Source organism: Streptococcus sp. 121 (assembly GCF_016458205.1).
Classification (GTDB): domain Bacteria; phylum Bacillota; class Bacilli; order Lactobacillales; family Streptococcaceae; genus Streptococcus.
Map to the genome: position 1 here is coordinate 1 of NZ_JAEMED010000011.1, position 21,391 is coordinate 21,391.

Annotated in this window: 18 protein-coding genes and 1 pseudogene; 13 read left to right on the plus strand and 6 right to left on the minus strand. The window is 44.8% G+C overall.

Features of this window, described 5'->3' with window-relative positions:
• A pseudogene (locus JEQ21_RS09885) lies at positions 1-149 on the plus strand (IS4 family transposase); the annotation flags it as partial.
• 138 nt (positions 150-287) lie between these two features.
• Here JEQ21_RS09885 and JEQ21_RS03380 read toward each other — a convergent pair.
• The gene (locus tag JEQ21_RS03380; RefSeq protein ID WP_199363958.1) at positions 288-1,964 is read right to left on the minus strand and encodes an Rqc2 family fibronectin-binding protein; all 1,677 of its coding nucleotides are present in this window, start codon (positions 1,962-1,964) and stop codon (positions 288-290) included.
• Between the two features lie 186 nt (positions 1,965-2,150).
• Here JEQ21_RS03380 and trpX point away from each other — a divergent pair, with 186 nt between their 5' ends.
• Positions 2,151-3,164 carry a tryptophan ABC transporter substrate-binding protein gene (gene trpX / locus JEQ21_RS03385; protein ID WP_199363959.1) on the plus strand — a complete coding sequence of 338 codons (1,014 nt, stop codon included), beginning with the start codon at positions 2,151-2,153 and terminating at the stop codon, positions 3,162-3,164.
• A 561-nt stretch (positions 3,165-3,725) separates the two neighbouring features.
• Here trpX and JEQ21_RS03390 read toward each other — a convergent pair.
• Both JEQ21_RS03390 and JEQ21_RS03395 read right to left on the minus strand, forming a co-directional pair.
• The gene (locus tag JEQ21_RS03390) at positions 3,726-4,484 is read right to left on the minus strand and encodes an ABC transporter ATP-binding protein (RefSeq protein WP_196966777.1); all 759 of its coding nucleotides are present in this window, start codon (positions 4,482-4,484) and stop codon (positions 3,726-3,728) included.
• Positions 4,481-5,347, minus strand: a complete 867-nt coding sequence (locus JEQ21_RS03395; protein WP_199363960.1) for an ABC transporter permease — start codon at positions 5,345-5,347, stop codon at positions 4,481-4,483. Before JEQ21_RS03395 ends, JEQ21_RS03390 begins: the two co-directional genes overlap by 4 nt.
• 344 nt (positions 5,348-5,691) lie before the next feature.
• Here JEQ21_RS03395 and JEQ21_RS03400 point away from each other — a divergent pair, with 344 nt between their 5' ends.
• From JEQ21_RS03400 to JEQ21_RS03415, 4 genes are read left to right on the plus strand one after another with little or no spacing between them, the layout of a single operon-like run.
• Positions 5,692-7,353, plus strand: a complete 1,662-nt coding sequence (locus tag JEQ21_RS03400; protein ID WP_196091245.1) for a ribonuclease J — start codon at positions 5,692-5,694, stop codon at positions 7,351-7,353.
• Positions 7,354-7,363: 10 nt separating this feature from the next.
• The gene (locus tag JEQ21_RS03405) at positions 7,364-8,140 is read left to right on the plus strand and encodes an alpha/beta hydrolase (RefSeq protein ID WP_199363961.1); all 777 of its coding nucleotides are present in this window, start codon (positions 7,364-7,366) and stop codon (positions 8,138-8,140) included.
• A gap of 51 nt (positions 8,141-8,191) precedes the next feature.
• A complete protein-coding gene (locus JEQ21_RS03410; protein WP_233340731.1) occupies positions 8,192-8,869 on the plus strand; it encodes a matrixin family metalloprotease in 678 nt (225 codons plus the stop codon).
• Between the two features lie 59 nt (positions 8,870-8,928).
• Entirely contained in the window at positions 8,929-10,821 is a 1,893-nt protein-coding gene (locus tag JEQ21_RS03415; RefSeq protein ID WP_199363962.1) for an ABC-F family ATP-binding cassette domain-containing protein, read from the plus strand.
• Between the two features lie 712 nt (positions 10,822-11,533).
• Here the strand turns inward: JEQ21_RS03415 and JEQ21_RS03420 are convergent.
• Genes JEQ21_RS03420 through JEQ21_RS03430 form a run of 3 tightly spaced genes read right to left on the minus strand, consistent with a single transcriptional unit; the run spans position 11,534 to position 13,925 of the window.
• Positions 11,534-11,788, minus strand: a complete 255-nt coding sequence (locus tag JEQ21_RS03420; protein ID WP_199363963.1) for a lipopolysaccharide assembly protein LapA domain-containing protein — start codon at positions 11,786-11,788, stop codon at positions 11,534-11,536.
• An 8-nt stretch (positions 11,789-11,796) separates the two neighbouring features.
• Positions 11,797-12,585, minus strand: a complete 789-nt coding sequence (gene gatD / locus JEQ21_RS03425) for a lipid II isoglutaminyl synthase subunit GatD (protein ID WP_196966771.1) — start codon at positions 12,583-12,585, stop codon at positions 11,797-11,799.
• On the minus strand, positions 12,585-13,925 hold the full coding sequence (locus JEQ21_RS03430; protein WP_199363964.1) for a Mur ligase family protein: 1,341 nt from the start codon (positions 13,923-13,925) through the stop codon (positions 12,585-12,587). The genes gatD and JEQ21_RS03430 overlap by 1 nt, the downstream gene beginning before the upstream one ends.
• A 120-nt stretch (positions 13,926-14,045) precedes the next feature.
• Between JEQ21_RS03430 and cdaA the strand changes: the two genes are divergently transcribed.
• The 7 genes from cdaA (at position 14,046) to JEQ21_RS03465 (ending at position 21,349) form a co-directional block, all read left to right on the plus strand.
• Complete coding sequence (cdaA, locus tag JEQ21_RS03435; protein ID WP_199363965.1) at positions 14,046-14,897, plus strand: diadenylate cyclase CdaA; 852 nt, start codon at positions 14,046-14,048, stop codon at positions 14,895-14,897.
• Complete coding sequence (locus JEQ21_RS03440) at positions 14,887-15,591, plus strand: CdaR family protein (RefSeq protein ID WP_199363966.1); 705 nt, start codon at positions 14,887-14,889, stop codon at positions 15,589-15,591. The genes cdaA and JEQ21_RS03440 overlap by 11 nt, the downstream gene beginning before the upstream one ends.
• Positions 15,592-15,594: 3 nt before the next feature.
• Entirely contained in the window at positions 15,595-16,950 is a 1,356-nt protein-coding gene (gene glmM, locus JEQ21_RS03445) for a phosphoglucosamine mutase (RefSeq protein WP_199363967.1), read from the plus strand.
• A gap of 258 nt (positions 16,951-17,208) precedes the next feature.
• A complete protein-coding gene (locus JEQ21_RS03450; protein WP_196091233.1) occupies positions 17,209-17,337 on the plus strand; it encodes a DUF4044 domain-containing protein in 129 nt (42 codons plus the stop codon).
• A gap of 66 nt (positions 17,338-17,403) precedes the next feature.
• On the plus strand, positions 17,404-18,717 hold the full coding sequence (gene obgE / locus JEQ21_RS03455) for a GTPase ObgE (protein WP_199363968.1): 1,314 nt from the start codon (positions 17,404-17,406) through the stop codon (positions 18,715-18,717).
• Positions 18,718-18,726: 9 nt separating this feature from the next.
• Positions 18,727-18,876, plus strand: coding sequence for a hypothetical protein (locus JEQ21_RS03460; RefSeq protein ID WP_196966766.1), 150 nt, complete (start codon positions 18,727-18,729; stop codon positions 18,874-18,876).
• A gap of 163 nt (positions 18,877-19,039) precedes the next feature.
• Positions 19,040-21,349 (plus strand): SH3 domain-containing protein, encoded by a 2,310-nt coding sequence (locus JEQ21_RS03465; protein ID WP_199363969.1) that lies wholly within the window; start codon positions 19,040-19,042, stop codon positions 21,347-21,349.
• Positions 21,350-21,391: the final 42 nt, after the last annotated feature.

Here is a 21,391-nt window from a genome sequence, read left to right on the forward strand (position 1 = left end):
CCTGTAAACAATTTCTGAAAAACAGGCTCACTTCTTCTAAGTTGAAAACTTACATAGAAAGACATTTATCAATCATTCGTCCAGGTCGGACGTTTGAAAGGCGACTGAAAAATCAATCAGTAGTAAGTTTCACCTATAGAGTATCATAATTTTTAAAAAAGGTCACAAAAACCTTTATTTGGCGTGCACAAAAAGACCACATTTGAAAGTCTGATGTAATTATGAGCTTTCAAATGTGGTCTTATTTTAAATTCTAGGTCTTAACTTAATGACATTGGGCCCGAAGGTCAACCTTTTTTCGCTGCTTGACGCATGGATTCAATTTTTTCAGGATCTGGAGTGACGCGAAGGGTGGTTTGTCCGGTATAGGTGACAAAACCTGGGCGGCCACCTTTGGGTTTGTGAAGTTTTTTAACCGGCAGCATGTCGACTTGGATTAGGTTGGAATGACGAGCTTTAGAATAATAAGCCGCTAGTTCGGCAGCATCTGTCTTAACTTCATCGGACGGGGCTGTGTTATTGGTGATGACCACGTGGCTGCCAGGGATGTCCTTGGCGTGGAACCAGAGTTGGTCTTTCTTAGCCAGTTTGAAGGTCAGTTCATCATTTTGCAGGTTGTTGCGACCAACCAAAATCAGGGTTTCCTGATCACTAGCCAAGTAAGCTTCCGGCTTTTGCCGGCGAGCACGTTTGTCTTGACGACTTCGTTTGAAGAGGCCAGCAGTTACTAGCTCTTCCCGCAGTTCGGGGATGTCTTCCAGTCGCGCTTCACCGAGTAAAAATTGGACGCCTTCCAGGTAGTTGGCCCATTCTTGGCTCTCTTCAATTTGTTGGTTGAGATGGCGAATGGCTTCCTTAAATTTCTGATAGCGCTTGAAGTAGCGTTGAGCATTTTGATTAGGCGTTAGGGCTTTGTCCAAGGAAATAGTGATTGGCTCGTCGGTATAGTAGTTGTGCAAGGTTACTTGGTCTTGGTCATTTGGAACTTGACTGAGATAGGTGGTCAAGAGCTCTCCTTTTTGGCGATAGGATTCCGCCTTATCGGTGTCTGCCAATTCCTTTTCCAATTTTTCCAATTTGTCCAGAGTCTTTTTCAATTCTGAATCCACCCGACGAATAAGTTCGCCAGCCTGTTGTTGAACCCGATCTTTTTCGGCTTTTTCGGCAAAAAAGAAATCCAAGGTTTCAGATAAGGAGGAGAAGGACTGGTCTAAAGAGTCTGGAAAGGGAATTGGGGAGAAGGATTTGGTTGTCAAGCGTCCCTGACTTGGAGTCTGAAAGAAATGGCGGAAAGCATCGAGACGGGTCGAAGGAGAATCCTCCAACAGACTTTCTAGAGCTTGTGCGGTGTCCCGCCCCAATCCTTGAAATTGACCTTGTAGGGTCTTAGACTTGAGGTCAGTAGTCTGTAAAAAGGCGAAGAGTTCTTGGTCCTCAATGGTAAATGGATTGGCCCGCTCATCTGCTGGGGGTTGAATTGCCTGAGCGCCAGGGAGGATGGTTCGATAGGAGTTTTGACCAAAGCCAACGTGTTTAATAGCTTCTAAAATTTTGTTCTGGGATTGGTCCATTAATAAGATATTGCTGTGTTTTCCCATGAGCTCAATTTGCAAGATGGCCGCTTGACTGTCTCCAATCTCATCTTTATTTTGAGTGGTGATTCGGAGAACTCGATCGTTTTCAACTTGTTGGATATCTTGGATAATGGCCCCTTGCAGATGCTTACGGAGCACCATGATAAAGGTAGAAGGGTTGCTTGGGTTTTCAAAGGTCTGCTGGGTGAGTTGAATTCGGTTCATTGTCGGATGGACCGAAATCAGTAGGCGATGGTTCTTACCCTGGGACCGGATTTGGAGTAGAAGCTCTTGGGCAAAGGGTTGATTAATTTTTTGAATACGTCCGCCAATTAATTGAGTTGCTAATTCTTGTCTCATATGGTGGAGAAAAAATCCGTCAAAAGACATAGGAACCTCCTTGATTCTAGTCTTTTGATTATAGCAAAAAAAGTACCAATAGAAAAAACTCTGACTTGACTTTTGCGTTATTCTTGCATAAACTGGGAGTAATTGATGCTGCTTGCACTTCGAATGAATGTTACTTATTTTTGAGATGTGTAAGTCTATGTTTAACGGAGATGAGAAGGAGAATCTATGAAAAATAAAGCCTTATTGACGACCTTGTTGGCCTTTTTTGTACTCCTCGGAGTAGGAGTAGGGCAAGAACTAGGATGGTTCTCCTCTACAGGTCAGAGCCAAGCTGCCAAGGCAAAATTGGGAGTTCTTCAATTTGTTAGCCACCCTTCCTTGGACGAAATTTACCAAGGAATTCAGGCTGGATTGGAGGAAGAAGACTATGGAGAGGAGAAGTTGGATATCCAATTTCTCAACGGCCAAGCTGACCAGAGTAAACTGACCTTGATGAGCCAACAATTGATTGAGGGAGGAAATCAGGTTCTCTTGGGAATTGCGACACCGGCGGTCCAATCCTTGGCCAATGCGAGTAAAGATTTGCCAATTATCATGGGAGCTGTTTCGGATCCAGTTGGTGCTAAATTAGTAGAAGATCCAGAACATCCAGGTGGCCTAGTGACAGGGGTTTCAGACCAAAACCCAGCAGTCCAACAGGTGGCTCTCATAAAGGAGCTAACACCAAATGTAAAAAAAGTTGGAGCCCTCTACTCTAGTGGCGAAGACAATTCTAAGTCGCAAGTTGCGGAGTTTAAAGAAGCTGCTGAAAAAGCAGGTTTAGAAGTCGTGGAACAGGCTGTTCCCTCGACCAATGAGCTCAATCAAGCTGTTGGAGTTTTAACCAGTAAAGTCGATGCCATTTGGGTTCCAATTGATAACACCATCGCCTCAGCCTTCTCCACGGTTGTAGCCGCAAACCAATCAGCTAAACTCCCTCTCTATCCAAGTGCAGGCGCAATGGTTGAAGCGGGTGGACTAGCTTCGGTTGTAGTGGATCAATTTGAACTTGGTCGAGCTACTGGAAAAATGACAGCTCGTGTTCTCAAGGGAGAAAAACCAGGGGACATTCCAGTTGAATTTTTCTCTCAAGGGAAACCAGTCCTTAATACCCAAGTCGCTCAAGAACTTGGGATTCGTATCCCAGAAGATATTAAAAAGGATGCTCAATTAGTGGAGATGAGTCAAACAGCAGAGTGATTCTTTTGTTGGGACTGGACAAATAATACTCGAAATAGTTCGAAATCTGAAAAGGCAATCCGATGAAGACAGAACTGAGGGTTCGGCGAAGAGGATTAACACATTCAGATTTTGAAATGTAATGAGTATAGTCTTTTAGTTTGCTTTTAGTACAAGGCAGCGAGTCGCAGGCAGTACTAAAGTACGGCAAGACGAGCTAACACAGTAATAAAAGATAAACTAAAAGAGTATATCATTTATTTGCAGAGGTTGGTACTATCTAGTCCAGCCTCTTTTTTCAACCAAAAAACCCAGCCTGTCATGGTACGACGGGCTGAGTTTTGAGGGATGCACATGTTATCCAAGGTTAATAGCATTGGGAAATTTAGATGATTTCTGCCTGTGTTTTTTATTAGGGAAGTAAGTTATAAGGAAACACAGGTAGAGAGGCGGGATAACATGTAACACCAGGTTAGCTATTATTGAAAGTAACGCTTGTTCATTGGAATCATTCCCTTCAATAAGCTATATTCAGTATACTATATTTTTCAAAAACCTACAATGATTTTAGGGGTGAATTTTTTAATCAAAGAATTGATAATAATCTTGAAGGCTTAGTTGAGCCTTTTCTTCTTGATTGAGGTCTTTGATGATGCATCCGTTTTCAAGGATGAGCAGTCGGTTACCGTAGTGGAAAGCATCTTCCATACTATGTGTAATCATAAGGCTAGTCAGATGCATTTCCTCCACAAATTGTTGGGTCAATTTCATCAAGTCCTTACTGGTCTTAGGATCCAGGGCAGCCGTATGCTCGTCCAGCAAAAGGAGGTCCGGTTTTTTCAAGGTAGCCATTAGCAGGCTGAGGGCCTGCCGTTGGCCGCCAGATAAGCTCTGGACTTCGGTGTCCAGGTGTTGGTCCAGACCGTTGGGAATTTTTTTCAGCAACTCCTTGAAATAATTCAATTTTTCCTTGAGTTTCCGAGGGCTGAGGTTACGGTTTTCCCCTCGGTAGTAAGCAATCAACATGTTTTCAGCCAGGGTCATCCGCGGCGCTGTCCCCATTTTGGGATCTTGAAAGACCCGAGAAATGTATTGGGCCCGTTTAGCCGGACTCCAGTTGGTGACATCTGTATCGTGGATGAGAATTTTTCCACTGGTCAGGGGCAGAGTTCCTGCGATAACATTGAAGAGGGTTGATTTTCCAGCACCATTTCCCCCTAAAACTGTTATGAAATCTCCTTCATAGATGCTTAAAGAGACCTGGTCGAGGATGACGCGCTCCTCTTCCAGTCCATTTTGAATGACCTTAGTGGCATCCTGTAGTTCAATAATTTTTTTCATGCGTTCAATCGAACTCCTTTCAAAATGGATTTTCGAAGTTGAGGGACAATAAGGCAGAAAGCCAAAATAAGGGCATTGTAAAGGCGAAGATAGTTGGTGTTAAAGCCAAGCGCTAGTACCACCCAAATGAGGATTTGGTAAATAACAGCCCCCAGACCAATCGAAAGGAGGCGTTCCGGGAGGGTCACATTCTTAAAGAGGACTTCTCCGATAATAATGCTCGCCAAACCAATTACGATGATCCCGATTCCACGAGAAATATCTGCATACCCTTCCTGTTGCGCAACCAAGGCTCCTGCAAGACCAATCATGGCATTGGAAAGAATCAAGCCCATGACCTCCATCCGAGGTGTCTCAATCCCAAAACTCTGGGCCATGTCGGGATTATCTCCCGTAGCAATAAAAGCCTGACCTAGGCGGGTATTGAGAAAATAAATGATGGCAACTAAGAGCAGACTGAAAACCACAAGTCCCAGTACCACATTATTGATTCGATCTGTAAAGGGGAGCCAGGACTGGAGTAGGGATTGATTGAGCAGGCCTAGATTAGAACGCCCCATGACCATAAGCATGATGGAATGACAGGAAGTCATGACTAAAATTCCTGCCAAAATAATGGGAATCCGCCCCTTGGTATAGAGCATACCTGTGATAAAGCCAGCCAAAGCTCCAGCTCCGGCAGCGGCTAGAGTGGCCAATAAAGGATTAACCCCCGCAGTGATCAGACTGACTGCGACCGCTCCTCCTAGTGGAAAGCTTCCCTCCGTTGTCATATCCGGGAATTTGAGAATCCGAAATGTGAGGTAGAGGCCCATTCCTAAAACGGCCCATAACAAGCCTTGTGAGATAACAGATAGAATCATAGACTCCAACCTTTCTTTTTTAATCTGCTTCCATTGTACCAAAAAGTATACAGCGAGAGTGGACGGTCTATCTAATACTCATTAAATTTCAAAATCTGACCTTGTCAAGCCTGACGATGAACTTATTGATTGCGTGCTTTGAATAATCTACACCGGTTTTCCTAGCCATCTCTTTGAAAGATTCGAGACTTCCGATTTTGAAGGAAGTTAAGTATAAATCATCTACTTTTACGGATTGGGCAAGGAATGGAATAGAAAAAAAGGGCAAAATATAGTATAATGGGGAGGTTCATCACAGGGTGAAATAACTACAATTTATGAAAAATCTATTTAAAGGAGGATTTATGTCAGACATTAAAATTACGGCTCTTGGCGGAGTTCGTGAGAACGGAAAAAACTTTTATTGGGCAGAAATTGATGAAGCCATTTTCATTTTAGATGCCGGCCTTAAATATCCAGAGAATGAGCAGCTTGGAGTGGATGTGGTCATTCCCAACCTAGATTATTTAATTGATAACAGCGATCGGATTGCTGGGGTCTTCCTAACCCACGGACACGCCGATGCCATTGGGGCTCTTCCCTACCTCTTAGCGGAAGTTCAGGTTCCTGTTTTTGGATCCGAGTTGACTATCGAATTGGCCAAGCTTTTTGTCAAGCGCAACGACCGAGTGAAGAAATTCAATGATTACCATGTCATTGATGAAGATACCGAGATTGATTTTGGGCAAGCAACAGTATCCTTCTTCCGGACCACCCACTCCATTCCAGAGAGCTTAGGAATTGTCTTGAAGACGGACCAGGGTCAGATTGTTTATACTGGTGACTTTAAATTTGATCAAGCCGCTAGCCCAGCCTATGCTACTGATTTTGGTCGTTTGGCGGAAATTGGCAAAGAAGGGGTTTTGGCTCTCTTAAGTGATTCTGCTAACGCGGATTCCAGTATCCAAGTGGCTAGTTACAGTGAGGTGGGCGAGGAAATTTCACAAACCATCGCGGATTGGGAAGGTCGGATTATTGTCGCAGCTGTTGCCAGCAACCTTTCCCGCATCCAGCAGGTGTTTGATGCCGCTGTTGAAACGGACCGCAAGGTGGTCTTGACTGGTTTTGACATTGAAAACATTGTCCGGACAGCTATCCGCTTGAAAAAATTGACCTTAGAAGACGACAAGGTTTTGGTTAAGCCTAAGGATATGGGTCAGTATGCTCCAGAAGAATTGATTATTCTGGAGACAGGACGGATGGGAGAGCCCATCAATGGACTTCAGAAAATGGCTCAGGGACGACACCGTTATGTTGAGATTACAGATGGCGATTTGGTCTATATTGTAACCACTCCTTCTGTGGCCAAGGAAGCAGTTGTAGCCCGTGTTGAGAATATGATTTACCAAGCGGGTGGTGTAGTTCGTTTGATTACCCAGAACTTGCGCGTGTCTGGTCATGGGAATTCTCGCGACCTACAACTCATGCTTAGCCTCTTGAAACCCCGCTACCTCTTCCCTGTTCAAGGAGAATACCGCGATTTGGTTGCCCACGCCAAAGCAGCCATGGAGTTGGGAATGTCCTCCAATCATATTTTCCTTATGAAAAAAGGGGATCAATTGGAATGGGACGGACAAGACTTTGTCTTTGCAGGATCTGTTCCAGCTGCGGATGTCTTGATTGATGGAAACGCCATTGGGGATGTTGGCAATGTGGTTCTTCGGGATCGCAAGGTCTTGTCAGAAGATGGCATCTTTATTGTTGCCATTACTGTAAACCGCAAGCAGAAGAAGATTGTGGCAAAGGCCAAGGTTCATACACGAGGCTTTGTCTATGTCAAGAAGAGTCGAGATATCTTGCGTGAGTCAGCAGAATTGGTCAATCAAACGGTTGAAGAATATTTGAACCAACCAAACTTTGATTGGGCTGAACTAAAAGGAGCGGTTCGGGATAATCTATCCAAGTACCTCTTTGAACAAAGCAAGCGTCGTCCAGCGGTCTTGCCTGTTGTGATGGAAGTGAAATAGGAGAACATACGTGGCACTATTGCATTTTCAATATAAATCTGAAGTCTTGTCTATGAGCGTGGCAGTCAATTTGCTTTATCCAGACACTGCTTTGTATAACACTGAGATAGAGGACATTCCAGCCCTCTATCTTTTACATGGAATGAGTGGTGACGAGAACACTTGGCTACGCCGAACTAGTATTGAGCGCTATGTCCGGAATACCAATTTAATTGTAGTCTTTCCGGATACCCATGATGGTTGGTACACCAACACCCCCTATGGCTATGACTATTTTGACGCCATCGCACTTGAATTGCCACAAGTCCTAGCCAACCTCATTCCGAAAATGACTCGCAAGCGGGAGAAAACTTTTGTTGCAGGTTTGTCTATGGGGGGCTATGGAGCTATGAAACTGGCTTTGCAGACCAATCGTTTTTCCTATGCGGCCAGTCTATCAGGAGCTTTAGATTTTCAAGATCTTGAGTCCCTAGTAGACGACTTCAGAGGGAGGACCTACTGGCAAGGAGTGTTTGGTCATCAAGTTTTTGACCAGGAGCACCCTGCCAATCTTCTGACCTGGTTAGAAGAAGCCGACCGAAAAACTAAACTCTTTATCTGGTGTGGTGAACAGGATTTTCTCTTCCCTGCTAACCAGCGAACCAAGCAAATTCTTGAGAAGGCAGGATTTGATTTAAGGTATAGCTCAAGCCCTGGGAAACACGAATGGTATTACTGGGATCAACAAATTCAAGAAGTCTTGAAATGGTTGCCAATCGATTATCAAGAAGAAGAGCGGTTGAGTTAAGTTATTTTTTAGCCTCCTGGTTTATACTATAGGGTCTAAGGAGGTGGAAATTTGTTTCTTATTCGTTTTATTTGGAGAATTATCTCCACAATCTTCCACTTGATTTTTAGCCTGGTTCGATTGGTGGTATGGACTATCTGTCTGGCTCTCATTCTTCTTTTTGTGGGACAATGGGTTACAGGTGGGCAATTACCTGTTTCGAGTTATGTGACAGAACTTCCCCAGCGATTTTTGAACAATCCAACTCAAATTCCTACGGATTTCACAACATCCAATTCGGATGAGCGTCATCGTTGGGATCAAAATCAGGCCTTGGTTTATATTTCCACTGAAGATAGCACCATGGTGTCTGCCTACCGCGATGCCATGCGCCAATGGAACCAAACGGGAGTCTTTCAATTTATTGAGACGGACGATGCTAGTCAGGCTCAAATCGAAGCCGGTGTCTATAACGATTCTCAGGTTTCAGCAGCAGGAGAAACGGAATCTCAAACCAATGTCTTGACCAATCGTTTGAACAAGGCCAAGGTGGGTCTCAATGCTCATTACCTATCCAATCCCTATTATGGTTATAGCTATGAACGGGTGGTTAATACAGCTGCCCATGAATTAGGTCACGCCATTGGCTTGGACCATACTGACGAAGAATCCGTCATGCAACCAGCCGGTTCCTTCTATTCCATTCAAGACAGGGATATTGAAGTGGTTCGTCAGCTTTATCAAGATTAAGATACATTGACCTGGGAAAAGCTCCCAGGTTTTTTGGCTTTTTTTGCTATAATGGTTTTATGATTATTATGCAAGCGAGTAAGGTGGAACGTTCCTTTGCGGGAGATGTTCTCTTTCAAAATATTACTTTTCAGATTGGTGATCGTGACCGGATTGCCCTTGTGGGCCGTAATGGTGCCGGTAAGTCCACCTTGTTAAAAATTTTAGTAGGGGTGGAGGAAGCGACCTCAGGAGAGATTAGTCGCAAAAAGGACTTGTCCCTATCCTACTTGTCTCAGGCATCTTCCTTGGATTCCAACTTATCTATTTACGAGGAAATGCTCAAGGTTTTTGAAGACCTACGACAGGATGAGCAAACGCTGCGAGAACTGGAAGCAGAGATGGGGCAGGTGACAGGAGCGGAGCTAACTTCGTTAATGAGCCGCTATGATCAGTTGTCTGAGAATTTTCGGCAGGCGGGTGGTTTTCAGTATGAGGCCAAGATTCGCTCCATCCTGAATGGTTTTCAATTTGATGAGAGCATGTGGTCCATGCCTATTTCGGATTTATCGGGTGGACAGAAGACACGTTTAGCTTTGGCGAAAATGCTTTTGGAAGAGCCGCAGCTCTTGGTCTTGGACGAACCAACCAACCACTTAGACATTGAGACCATTGCCTGGCTGGAAAATTACTTGACCAATTACCAAGGGGCTCTCTTGATTGTCAGTCATGACCGTTATTTCTTGGATAAGGTGGCGAATATCACTTGGGATTTGCGACCGAATTCCTTAGATCGTTATGTGGGAAATTACACTAAGTTTGTACAAGAAAAAGCCCAAAGGTTGGAATCTCAACGCAAGGAATACGAGAAGCAGCAGAAGGAAATTGCTGCTCTGGAAGATTTTGTAGCCAAAAATCTGGTGCGAGCTTCGACTACCAAACGGGCCCAGTCTCGTCGGAAAAAATTAGAAAAAATGGATCGGCTGGAAAAACCAGGAGGTCAGGAAAAAGCTGCTCATATCGCCTTTCCAATTGAACGTCCATCCGGGAATGTGGTCTTGACACTGGAAGAAGCGGCCATTGGTTATGAGGGTCAAGTGCTGTCTCAGCCAATTTCACTGGATTTACGGAAATACACAGCGGTCGCTGTTGTTGGTCCCAATGGAGTTGGGAAGACGACCCTCTTAAAATCCTTAAAAGGAGATTTGCCATTTATTCAGGGACAAGCACGCCTGGGGACGAATGTTGATTTTGGTTACTACGATCAGAATCAGGAGACCTTAAGTACACGCAATACTGTTTTAGAGGAACTTTGGAATGATTTTCCGCAGAGTCCGGAGTTGGAGATTCGCAACCGTCTTGGTTCCTTCCTCTTTTCCGGGGATGATGTTCAAAAAACGGTGGGCATGCTTTCAGGTGGAGAGCGCTCACGTCTGCTGTTGGCCAAACTCTCCATGGAAAAAAATAATTTCCTAGTCCTGGATGAACCGACCAACCATTTGGACATCGAGAGCAAAGAGGCTTTGGAACAGGCATTGATTGATTTTGAGGGAACCTTGCTCTTCGTGAGTCATGACCGTTACTTCATCAATCGCATTGCTGACCAAGTGCTGGAGTTAAGTCCGGAAGGTTCCCGACTTTTCCTTGGAGATTATGATTACTATCTTGAAAAGAAAAAGGAATTGGAGGAGCTAGCACAAGAAGCAGAGCCGGAATTTGTTGAGGCTAAGGAGGCCAACAATCTCTCCTATGAGGAGCAAAAAGAGAGTCAAAAGGAGATTCGCCGACGCCAGCGGCGTATTGAAGAATTGGAGCGGCGAATGGAAGAGCTGAGCCGTATCCAAGCGGAGATTCAAGCAAGCATGCTGGAGAGCAATGACCCGGACCAGCTCATTCAGTTGCAGGCCGAATTAGAACAAGCCCAGGTCGAGGAAGAAGCGGCATTGGAAGAGTGGGCAGAGTTGGGAGAATAAAAGTCAACATCAAAATAGAGCTGATGAATTTATACTCGAAACAGTTCGAAATCTGAAACGGATTGTACTCCAGGAATTGGATTACAATTTATAGGTAATGAAGAGAGTGAGACAGAACGATTTTTACAAATTGGGAAATAAAATCGTTCGTTACAAGTCTTTGTTTCAAGTTGTAAGCTGAAACGGTTTCTCCCCAAACCGACCTCGCTCTTTTATTGTTAGGCTCGGATTCAAACAGTCTCTTCCTAGACTGTTTGAATCCCACCTCCGGTCTACAGGCATGTTGAATGCCTTTAGAGTTTCTAAATGACATGAACGAAGTTCATGTTAATGTTGATTCGGTTACTTTCGGAGGTCAAAGAGTCAGGAATTGACTCTTTGAGTATCTGGATAAGAGAACATGAGATGTTCTAGCACTAAAAGCGAACAATTGGTATTTGCTTCGCTCTCCTATCTGCTACCTCAAACAGCCTTTTAGCTGTTTGACCAATCAACCACTGCGCCAAAGTGAATTCACTAAGTAAAATAGGAAGGTTGAGACTTTTGTCCCAACCTCCATCAATCCGATGAAGATCATTCAACAGGTCTGGGAGACCTGTTGAATATGATCAATAAGGTGTGCAAGGTCTGCGATCAATCAGTTCGGCGAAGAGGCTTGACAAAGTCGGATTTTAGTATAAAGATAAGAAATAAGCCAGTCGCATCGACTGGCTTATTTCTTATCTTCAAGTTTTGGAGTTTCTTCTCTGTTTTTCTTCATTTCTTTGGCCGTTTTTTTACTTGGGCGGCTATAAAGCAGGGTGACGAGAGCACCGAGGATGAAGGAGAAGAGGATCACTAAAATCAAGGGGAGTTGGACTTTGGTGATGAGGAAGGAAACTTCCACCTCTTGAATATTACTGATGGAGAGCAGGGCAATCAAGAGGACGGAAAGTAGGGATAGATAGTAACGAAATTTCTGATTCATAAAATCTCCTAGTTGCTAAATTCAGCTTTGGATTTGGTATCGCTGAATTCTTGCGAGACTTCAAGGCCGAGAATGTCTTCAAAGTCGGCCAGTTGAATGTCGGGGTATTTCTGTTTGAGGGCCGTTGTAATCATACGATAAGCTAGATTAGCATTCCGAGAGAGGATAGGGCCATGGAAATAAGAACCGTAGACATTTCGATAGTGGACGCCTTCGCCTTCCTTGGTTTCATTATTGCCATTTCCATAAATGACCTTGCCTAGTGGCTTTTCATCATCTGCCAAGAAGGTTCGTCCCTGATGGTTTTCAAATCCGTAATAGGTTTCATTAAATTCCTCGTTATGGATTTTGATATCTCCGATAAAGCGATTGTTTTCTTGGTTCAAAGTATAATGGCCCATAACTCCGATCCCTTCGATCCGCCGCCCAGAGGCTTCGATGTAATATTGGCCGAGGAGTTGGAAACCGCCACAGATAGCTAAGACCACTCCGTCTTTGTCGTGGATGAAACGGTCAATACCATCTCTCTTGAGGGGGAGATCCTTGGATACAATCGCTTGTTCATAGTCCTGACCGCCTCCAAAGAAAACGATATCGTAGTCTTCAGGATTAAAGGGATCATCCAATGAAACAATTTCTACGGTTGCGGCAGCACCTAATTTTTCTGCCACATACTTAAGCATGAGAACATTGCCGTTATCCCCATAGGTATTCATCAAGTCTCCATAGAGGTGAGCGATGCGAATTTGGTAGGGATAGTCTTGGGGATTGGCACTTTGCAAAGAAACATAGGTCATTAGTTCATCTCCTTGGAAACAAGATGTTGGCTAGCCAAAAGTTCACGCATTTCTAGCATAGCGGTATAGGTTGCAAGAATGTAGGCGCGTGGGGCTTCTTGTTGTTTGATAGCTTCTACTAAATCTTTGAGTTGGTCTAGCTCTGTCATCTGACTTTCAGGATAGCCAGCAACCCGAATACGGCGGCTAATCTCAGCGTGGCGGACACCACCCGTGAAGACATGTGGAACATCCATCTCTTGAATCCGTTCGAACTCGGCATCCCAGATCCAGCTAGTATCAATGCCATCAGCGTAGTTGGCATTGAGTAGGAAGGACATGGTGAAGGGCCCCGGTGCTAATTGAATCATTTCCAGAGCTTGTGTCGCACCAACAGGGTTTTTAATCAGCACAAGCGTACATTCCTTGTCCCCAATCTTAAAGGTTTCCTGCCGGCCAAAAACAGCTTTACTCTTGTCGAAACCTGCACGAATGGTGTCTGCAGGAATTTTGTAAAACTCCGCAACGGCTACGGCAGCTAAGGCATTATAAATATTGTAGAGACCACCAATGTTGATGCTGTACTCCTGGTCATCAATTTTAAAGCGGGAAGATTTCTCGGTTAGCTCCACCAACTCTGTTAAACGATAGTCTAAAGGTTTACGCGCAAAGGAACAGTTGGGACAGAAATAGTTCCCCAAGTTGGCGTAGGTAATCATCTTGTACTGTAAGATGTGCTGACACTTGGGACAGAGAATTCCTTCCGTATTGTAGTGAGCCAGATGAGCCTCTTCTTCCAAGTGGTCAAAACCAAAAGAGAGAATCGGGTTTGGTAAGTCCACAGATTGAAAAATAGGGCTATCTCCGTTGACCAAGACAGTAGCCTCAGGCGCTTTTTTGATACCATCTAAAATGAATTGGTAAGTGGTGTAGATTTCTCCAAACCGGTCCATCTGATCTCGAAAAATATTACTGAGGACAAACAGGGTCGGTTGGATATAATCACAGATTTTCGGAACACTGGCTTCATCAACTTCCAAAACAGCAATTTTCTGTCCATTTTTCTTAGGACTTTTGAGGAAAGTTGTGGTAATCCCGGTAATCATATTGGCTCCACTGGTGTTGGTCAGCACTTGGCCAAAGGCTTCTGATAGGATTCCAACAATCAGCGAAGTGGTTAGTGTTTTTCCGTTGGTTCCGGTTACCAAGACAATCTCATAGTCCTTGGCTAGTTGGTCCAAAATATGGGGATCAAATTTAAGGGCTAGTTTTCCTGGCAGGGTGGAACCCCGACCAAGCATTTTTAAGGCAGTCGCACTCGTTTTTCCTGCTGCCATTCCAAGTAGTGTATTTAGTTTCATGAGATTATTTTATCATAAAAATCAGGAGATGAAGCGGCTTGCGGTCTTGGTTCGCATGGCAAATCATGGTATAATTGTAAAGTTAATGTCGATCGATGAAAGGGAATGGAGGCTCAGGGCATGAATTTTAGGTATTTGGTAGATCCCCAATATTGGCAAAGCTTTTTCTCCAGCCCGTGGACCATTTTTGTACAACTTCTGGATATTGCTTTGGTGGCAGTGGCTCTCTATTTTGCCATTAAAGCTTTAGCAGGAACCAAAATCATGACCTTGGTTCGGGGGGTGCTTCTCTTTGTGGCCTTGCAGATCCTAGCCAATTTAGTTGGTTTGACAACAGTTGCTTGGTTGATGAATCAGGTCGTCACTTATGGAGTTATTGCTGCTGTCGTTATTTTTGTTCCTGAAATCCGGACAGGTTTGGAACGTCTAGGTCGCACCTTGGATTTATTCAACATGCGGACCCATACATCGGAGGAAAAAGCGATTGATGCCTTGATGAAGGCGGTAACCTATATGTGCCCTCGGAAGATTGGGGCTTTAATTGCCCTAGAAGGGGCTCAAACCCTACAGGCTTACACGGCAACCGGAATTCCATTGGGATCGGAAATCAGTGGGGAGCTCCTGATTAACATCTTTATCCCCAATACCCCTTTGCATGATGGAGCCGTTATTATCTCGGAAAATAAAATTGCAGCGGCTTCTGCCTATTTACCTTTGTCCGAATCAGGCAAAATTCCAAAGAACTTTGGAACCCGACATCGGGCAGCCGTGGGGCTTTCAGAGGTAAGCGACGCCTTAACAGTGATTGTATCGGAAGAAACGGGGGAAATTTCTTATACACGGAATGGAACCTTGGTTCATGATGTTAGTCCAGCAGAATTACGAGCGGTCCTGGAAGATTTTTACACTGTAGAGGAAGAAGGGAAGGATGGCCTGTCACAATGGTTAGGGAGGAAAAAAGATGAAGCTTAATCGATCTTTCTTATATGCCTTACTTGCGACGTTCTTGTCATTGATTCTCTTTTTTTACGCGTCGTCCAGTCAGTATCAGACCCAGGCTAAAACCAGCGGAGATATTGCGACAGAGACCTATACCAATACCATCAAAGGGGTGCCCTTGGTCCTTCGCTATGACTCGGACAAGTACTTTGTATCTGGCTTTGCATCTGAGGTTACAGTGGACTTATCGTCCTCTAACCGGGTGCTCTTGTCGACAGAAACACAAGAATCCTCGCGGACCTTCCGGGTGGTGGCTGATCTAACCAATGAGTCGCCTGGTTTGGTTGAAGTCCCTGTTACGATTGAGCACCTGACCAGTGGAGTAACTGCAAAGGTTGAACCAGAATCCATCAGCGGGACTATCGGTTTAAAAAAATCCAAGACTTTTAAGGTGGATTTAGCCAGCTTCTTAAGTCAAATTCCAGATGGTGCTAGCTTGATGGTTGCAGATGATGACAAAGAAGTATCTGTGACAAGTAATGAAGAGCTATTAGCTCAAATTTCCGCTGTTCAAATGGTATTACCAGAAGACTGGGATCAAACCAAGAACTATAATGGTGAAGTGAGTTTACAAGCAGTAGATGCCAATGGGGAAATTGTCCCAAGTGTGATTGAGCCAGAGACAATTTCCATTCGCATTCAATTAAAAACTGAGGAGAAAAAATAAATCATGGGAAAATACTTTGGAACAGATGGTGTTCGTGGAGAAGCCAATATTGAACTAACGCCAGAATTAGCCTTTCGCTTAGGCCGCTTTGGTGGTTATGTTTTGAGCCAGCATGAAGAAGCGATCCCTCGTGTCTTTGTGGGACGGGATACTCGCATCTCTGGTGAAATGTTAGAGAATGCTTTAATTGCAGGGCTTCTCTCAGTTGGCATCCAAGTTTATAAACTCGGTGTGATTGCTACACCTGGGATTGCCTACTTGGTTCGGACAGAGAAGGCAAGTGCCGGAGTTATGATTTCTGCTAGCCACAACCCTGCCCAAGACAACGGAATTAAATTCTTTGGGGGCGATGGCTTTAAGTTGGATGATGAACGAGAATTGGAAATCGAGGCTCTCTTGGATGCTCCAGAAGATAAACTTCCACGACCAAGTGCCCAAGGTTTGGGACATGTGATGGATTACCCAGAAGGTCTCCGGAAATACCAAGAGTTTCTCGTTTCCACAGGAACTCAATTGGAGGGTCTGCATGTAGCCTTGGATACAGCTAATGGAGCTGCTTCTACTAGTGCTCGTCAAGTCTTTGCAGATCTTGGAGCCCAACTAAGTGTGATCGGCGAAAAACCAGATGGTCTGAATATCAATGACCATATTGGTTCTACCCATCCTGAAAAACTGCAAGAACTGGTTGTGGAAAAAGGAGCCGATCTTGGCCTGGCCTTTGATGGTGACTCCGATCGTTTGATTGCCGTTGATGAAAAAGGTCAAATTGTGGATGGTGATAAAATCATGTTTATCCTTGGTCAAGCTCTAGCTCAAGAAGGCAAGTTGGCTAAGAATAACATTGTGACCACTGTTATGTCTAATCTTGGCTTCCATAAGGCTCTTGAAGCCCATGGAATTGACAAGGCTGTGACCGCTGTAGGGGACCGCTATGTCGTTGAAGAAATGCGCCGCTCCGGCTTAAACCTTGGTGGGGAGCAATCAGGGCATGTCATTTTGATGGACTATAACACGACAGGTGATGGCCAATTGACAGGGGTACAATTAACTAAGATTCTCAAAGAATCCGGTAAGACCTTGTCCGAATTAGCTGAACAAGTAACCATCTATCCACAAAAACTAGTGAACATTCGTGTGGATAACAAAATGAAAGATCAGGCAATGGAAGTTCCAGCTATTGCGGCCATTATTGCGAAGATGGAAGAGGAAATGGCTGGCAATGGCCGCATCTTGGTTCGCCCAAGTGGAACAGAGCCGCTTCTTCGGGTTATGGCAGAAGCGCCAACAGATGCAGAGGTTGACTATTACGTGGATACCATTGCAGCGGTTGTGCAAGAGGAAATTGGTATAGAAGCCTAGTTTCTCCTTGTTTTGCTAGGGGAAGCGTGATAGAATGAAACTAATAATACTCATTAAATTTTAAATTTTGACGTTGTCAAGCCTCCTTGATGAACTTATTGATTGCGTACTTTGCATGCTTTATCAATAATGTTCAACAGGTCTCCCAGACCTGTTGAACGACCTTCATCGGCTTTCCTAGTCATTTCTTTGAAGTTTTTCGAGTATTCTGATTTTGAAGATAGATAAGCAAGTATTTAAGTAGAAGAAGGAGTTATCATGGCGTTTGGTGACACAGGGAAACGGAAAAAATCTGCCTTTGAAAAATTAACCATGTTGGTTGTGATTATTATGGTTCTCGTAACAGTTGGAGCTATTTTCATGACGGCTATCTCTGCAATTATCTAGGAGTCAAAGACCGTGGAAGCCTAGGGGCAACCGTGGTCTTTTTTACCATGTAGGAGGAATTGGAAGATGAGTATGTTTTTAGATACTGCCAAAATTAAGGTGAAGGCAGGAAAAGGTGGCGATGGCATGGTAGCCTTCCGTCGCGAAAAATATGTCCCTAATGGAGGTCCTTGGGGCGGCGACGGAGGTCGCGGTGGCGATGTTGTCTTTAAAGTAGATGAGGGTCTGCGGACCTTGATGGACTTCCGCTACAATCGTCATTTCAAAGCCCAAGCGGGTGAGAAAGGGATGAACAAAGGGATGCATGGTCGTGGAGCCGAGGACTTGTATGTTGCAGTACCTCCAGGGACAACTGTGCGAGATTTGGAATCTGGAAAGGTTTTGGCGGATTTGATTGAACAAGACCAAGAGTTCATCGTGGCGAAAGGTGGTCGAGGTGGTCGAGGGAATATCCGTTTTGCGACCCCTCGGAATCCAGCTCCAGAAATTTCTGAGAACGGGGAGCCTGGCCAAGAGCGAGAGTTATTGCTGGAATTGAAAATTTTGGCAGATGTCGGTTTGGTCGGTTTTCCATCTGTAGGAAAATCCACCTTGCTCTCAGTCATTACTGCTGCCAAACCTAAGATTGGTGCCTATCACTTTACGACCATTGTTCCAAATCTAGGGATGGTTCAGACCCCAAGTGGGGATTCTTATGCAGTAGCGGATCTTCCTGGATTGATTGAAGGGGCTAGTCAAGGAGTTGGGCTCGGAACCCAGTTCCTGCGTCACATTGAACGGACGCGCGTGATTTGGCATGTCATTGACATGAGTGCGAGCGAAGGACGAGACCCTTACGAAGACTATTTGGCTATCAACAAGGAGTTGGAGTCTTACAATCTTCGTCTGATGGAACGGCCTCAGATTATTGTTGCTAATAAGATGGATATGCCAGACAGTGAGGACAACCTTAGAACCTTTAAGAAAAAATTGGCGGCCAACTATGATGAATTTGATGAATTACCAATGATTTTCCCCATTTCCGGAATTAGTAAAAAAGGATTAGGTCCACTATTGGATGCCAGTGCAGATCTCTTGGCTAAAACTCCAGAGTTTCTTCTATATGATAGTGATGACATGTATCAAGAAGAAGCTTATTATGGATTTGACCAAGAAGAAGCGGCCTTTGAAATTTCACGGGATGATGATGCCACATGGGTCTTGTCTGGAGCTAAGTTAGAAAAACTCTTTACCATGACTAACTTTGATCGAGACGAAGCGGTTATGAAGTTTGCTCGTCAATTGCGTGGTATGGGTGTTGATGAGGCCCTTCGCGAACGCGGGGCCCGCGATGGTGACTTGGTCCGCATCGGGAACTTTGAGTTTGAGTTTGTGGACTAGGAGGTTCTTGTGGGAGATAAGCCGATATCTTTTAAGGACGCTGATGGGAACTTTGTTTCAGCGGCAGATGTCTGGAACGAAGAGAAGTTGGAAGCCCTTTTTAATACGCTGAATCCCAATCGGAAACTCCGATTGGAGCGACAAGAGAAGAATGAATAATCATTTTGAGGCCCGAAAGGGTCTTTTTTTTTGAAAAAATATTTCAAAAAACACATAATTAGGTGACAAAATTGTAAAACTTTGTTACAATTAACATACAAGGTAACAAAAATGTAATATTTGTTACAAAAAAGATTCCTTGAGATCAAGCGGGAGGTTCATAATGAAAGTCAAAGATTTGTGGAACCCAGTTCAACGTTATTCTATTCGTAAATACAGTGTTGGTGTTGCTTCGATTGCGATTGGGACTATGCTTTTAGGAGCGGGTTCTACAGTCGCGGCTGACCAAGTTTCTGTGGAAGCACCTCTCGCTGTCACTCCGCAAGAGGTAGAGGGGGAACAAACTCAATCTCCAGTAGATGCGGTCTATGCTGCACCAGCTCAGCTTCAACCTCGTGCGATGCTTTTGACTGCGGACCAGGTGCAGGAATTTCCTGAACAGCCTGCTCAAGACTTGGCTCCAACTGGTTCCTATACCTTTGCGGAAACTGTTGGGGTAAAAAATGAATTGTCCGCTAAAGCTGAAACAGAATTTTACTTCCAAGCAGGAGACCAAGTTCACTATGACCAGTTGCATAACCAAGAAGGCTATCAATGGTTGTCCTATAAATCCTATAGTGGACAACGGCGCTATGCTCCGATTGGTGTTCTCAATGCAGCACCTGTTGCTCCTCAAGTAGAAGAAAAACCAGAAGTAGAGACAACTGCACCTTTAGCTGCTTCTGGTACTTATAAATTTGATGGCCGCTATGGTATCAAAAAAGAAGCACGAGTAGCCAGCCTGGATGTTGCCTACTACGACAAAGGTGGCTCAGTAAACTACGACAAGGTCTTAGAAGCAGATGGTCACCGTTGGCTTAGCTACCTCAGCTACAGCGGCAACCGCTATTACATCGCGATTGAAAAGCTAGCGGCAGCACCAAAGGCTGAAGTCAAACCAGAAGAACCAAGCACATCTGCAGTGGGTATCCCCTCTTCTGGAACTTTCCGTTTCGATGGTCGCTTCGGTATCAAAAAAGAAGCACGAGTAGCCAGCCCGGATGTTGCCTACTATGACAAAGGTGGTTCTGTAAACTACGACAAGGTCTTAGAAGCAGATGGTCACCGTTGGCTTAGCTATCTCAGCTACAGCGGTTACCGCCATTACATCGCGATTGAAAAGCTAGCGGCAGCACCAAAGGCTGAAGTCAAACCAGAATCCAAACCAGAAGAACCAAGCACATCTCCAGTGGGTATCCCTTCTACTGGAAATTTCCGATTCGATGGTCGCTTCGGCATTAAAAAAGAAGCACGAGTAGCAAGTCCTGATGTTGCCTACTACGACAAAGGTAGCTCTGTAAACTACGACAAGGTCTTAGAAGCAGATGGCCACCGTTGGCTTAGCTATCTCAGCTACAGCGGCAACCGCTATTACATCGCGATTGAAAAGCTAGCGGCAGCACCAAAGGCGGAAGTAAAACCAGAAACCAAGCTAGAAGTTCCAAGCACATCTGCAGTGGGTATCCCCTCTTCTGGAACTTTCCGTTTCGAAGGTCGCTTCGGTATCAAAAAAGAAGCACGAGTAGCCAGCCCGGATGTTGCCTACTATGACAAAGGTGGCTCAGTAAACTATGACAAGGTCTTAGAAGCAGATGGCCACCGTTGGCTTAGCTACCTCAGCTACAGTGGCAACCGCCATTACATCGCGATTGAAAAGCTAGCGGCAGCACCAAAGGCGGAAGTAAAACCAGAAACCAAGCTAGAAGTTCCAAGCACATCTCCAGTGGGTATCCCCTCTTCTGGAACTTTCCGTTTCGAAGGTCGCTTCGGTATCAAAAAAGAAGCACGAGTAGCTAGCCCGGATGTTGCCTACTACGACACAGGTAGCTCAGTAAACTACGATAAAGTCTTAGAAGCAGATGGCCACCGTTGGCTTAGCTACCTCAGTTACAGCGGCAACCGCCATTACATCGCGATTGAAAAGCTGGTGGCAGCACCAAAGGCTGAAGTCAAACCAGAAACCAAACCAGAAGTACCAAGCACATCTCCAGTGGGTATCCCCTCTTCTGGAACTTTCCGATTCGATGGTCGCTTCGGCATTAAAAAAGAAGCACGAGTAGCAAGTCCTGATGTTGCCTACTACGACACAGGTAGTTCTGTAAACTACGATAAGGTCTTAGAAGCGGATGGTCACCGTTGGCTTAGCTATCTCAGCTACAGCGGCAACCGCTATTACATTGCGATTGAAAAGCTAGCGGCAGTACCAAAAGCTGAAGTCAAACCAACCCTGCATCAAGGTCTTCCATCAGCCGGTACTTATACCTTTGGAGCAGAAGCATTGGTTAAAAATCAAGCTCAAATGTCTGCCCCAGCCGTAGCTCTTTATGAAAAAGGGATGTCTGTGAACTATGACAAGATTGTTCAAGCTGAAGGCCGCAACTGGATCAGCTACATCTCAGGCTCAGGCATTCGTCGCTATGTTGTCCTTCCTTAGTAAAAATTTGATATACCAAAATCCCCATGGAATTAGCGATTC

Bases quoted from the DNA above. Each gene is read 5' to 3' on its own strand.
- JEQ21_RS03390 (WP_196966777.1), bottom strand. From the start codon at position 4,484: ATGAAAAAAATTATTGAACTACAGGATGCCACTAAGGTCATTCAAAAT.
- JEQ21_RS03395 (WP_199363960.1), bottom strand. From the start codon at position 5,347: ATGATTCTATCTGTTATCTCACAAGGCTTGTTATGGGCCGTTTTAGGA.
- obgE (WP_199363968.1), top strand. From the start codon at position 17,404: ATGAGTATGTTTTTAGATACTGCCAAAATTAAGGTGAAGGCAGGAAAA.
- JEQ21_RS03465 (WP_199363969.1), top strand. From the start codon at position 19,040: ATGAAAGTCAAAGATTTGTGGAACCCAGTTCAACGTTATTCTATTCGT.
- cdaA (WP_199363965.1), top strand. From the start codon at position 14,046: ATGAATTTTAGGTATTTGGTAGATCCCCAATATTGGCAAAGCTTTTTC.
- trpX (WP_199363959.1), top strand. From the start codon at position 2,151: ATGAAAAATAAAGCCTTATTGACGACCTTGTTGGCCTTTTTTGTACTC.
- JEQ21_RS03380 (WP_199363958.1), bottom strand. From the start codon at position 1,964: ATGTCTTTTGACGGATTTTTTCTCCACCATATGAGACAAGAATTAGCA.
- JEQ21_RS03400 (WP_196091245.1), top strand. From the start codon at position 5,692: ATGTCAGACATTAAAATTACGGCTCTTGGCGGAGTTCGTGAGAACGGA.
- JEQ21_RS03430 (WP_199363964.1), bottom strand. From the start codon at position 13,925: ATGAAACTAAATACACTACTTGGAATGGCAGCAGGAAAAACGAGTGCG.
- JEQ21_RS03440 (WP_199363966.1), top strand. From the start codon at position 14,887: ATGAAGCTTAATCGATCTTTCTTATATGCCTTACTTGCGACGTTCTTG.
- glmM (WP_199363967.1), top strand. From the start codon at position 15,595: ATGGGAAAATACTTTGGAACAGATGGTGTTCGTGGAGAAGCCAATATT.
- JEQ21_RS03420 (WP_199363963.1), bottom strand. From the start codon at position 11,788: ATGAATCAGAAATTTCGTTACTATCTATCCCTACTTTCCGTCCTCTTG.
- gatD (WP_196966771.1), bottom strand. From the start codon at position 12,585: ATGACCTATGTTTCTTTGCAAAGTGCCAATCCCCAAGACTATCCCTAC.
- JEQ21_RS03450 (WP_196091233.1), top strand. From the start codon at position 17,209: ATGGCGTTTGGTGACACAGGGAAACGGAAAAAATCTGCCTTTGAAAAA.
- JEQ21_RS03415 (WP_199363962.1), top strand. From the start codon at position 8,929: ATGATTATTATGCAAGCGAGTAAGGTGGAACGTTCCTTTGCGGGAGAT.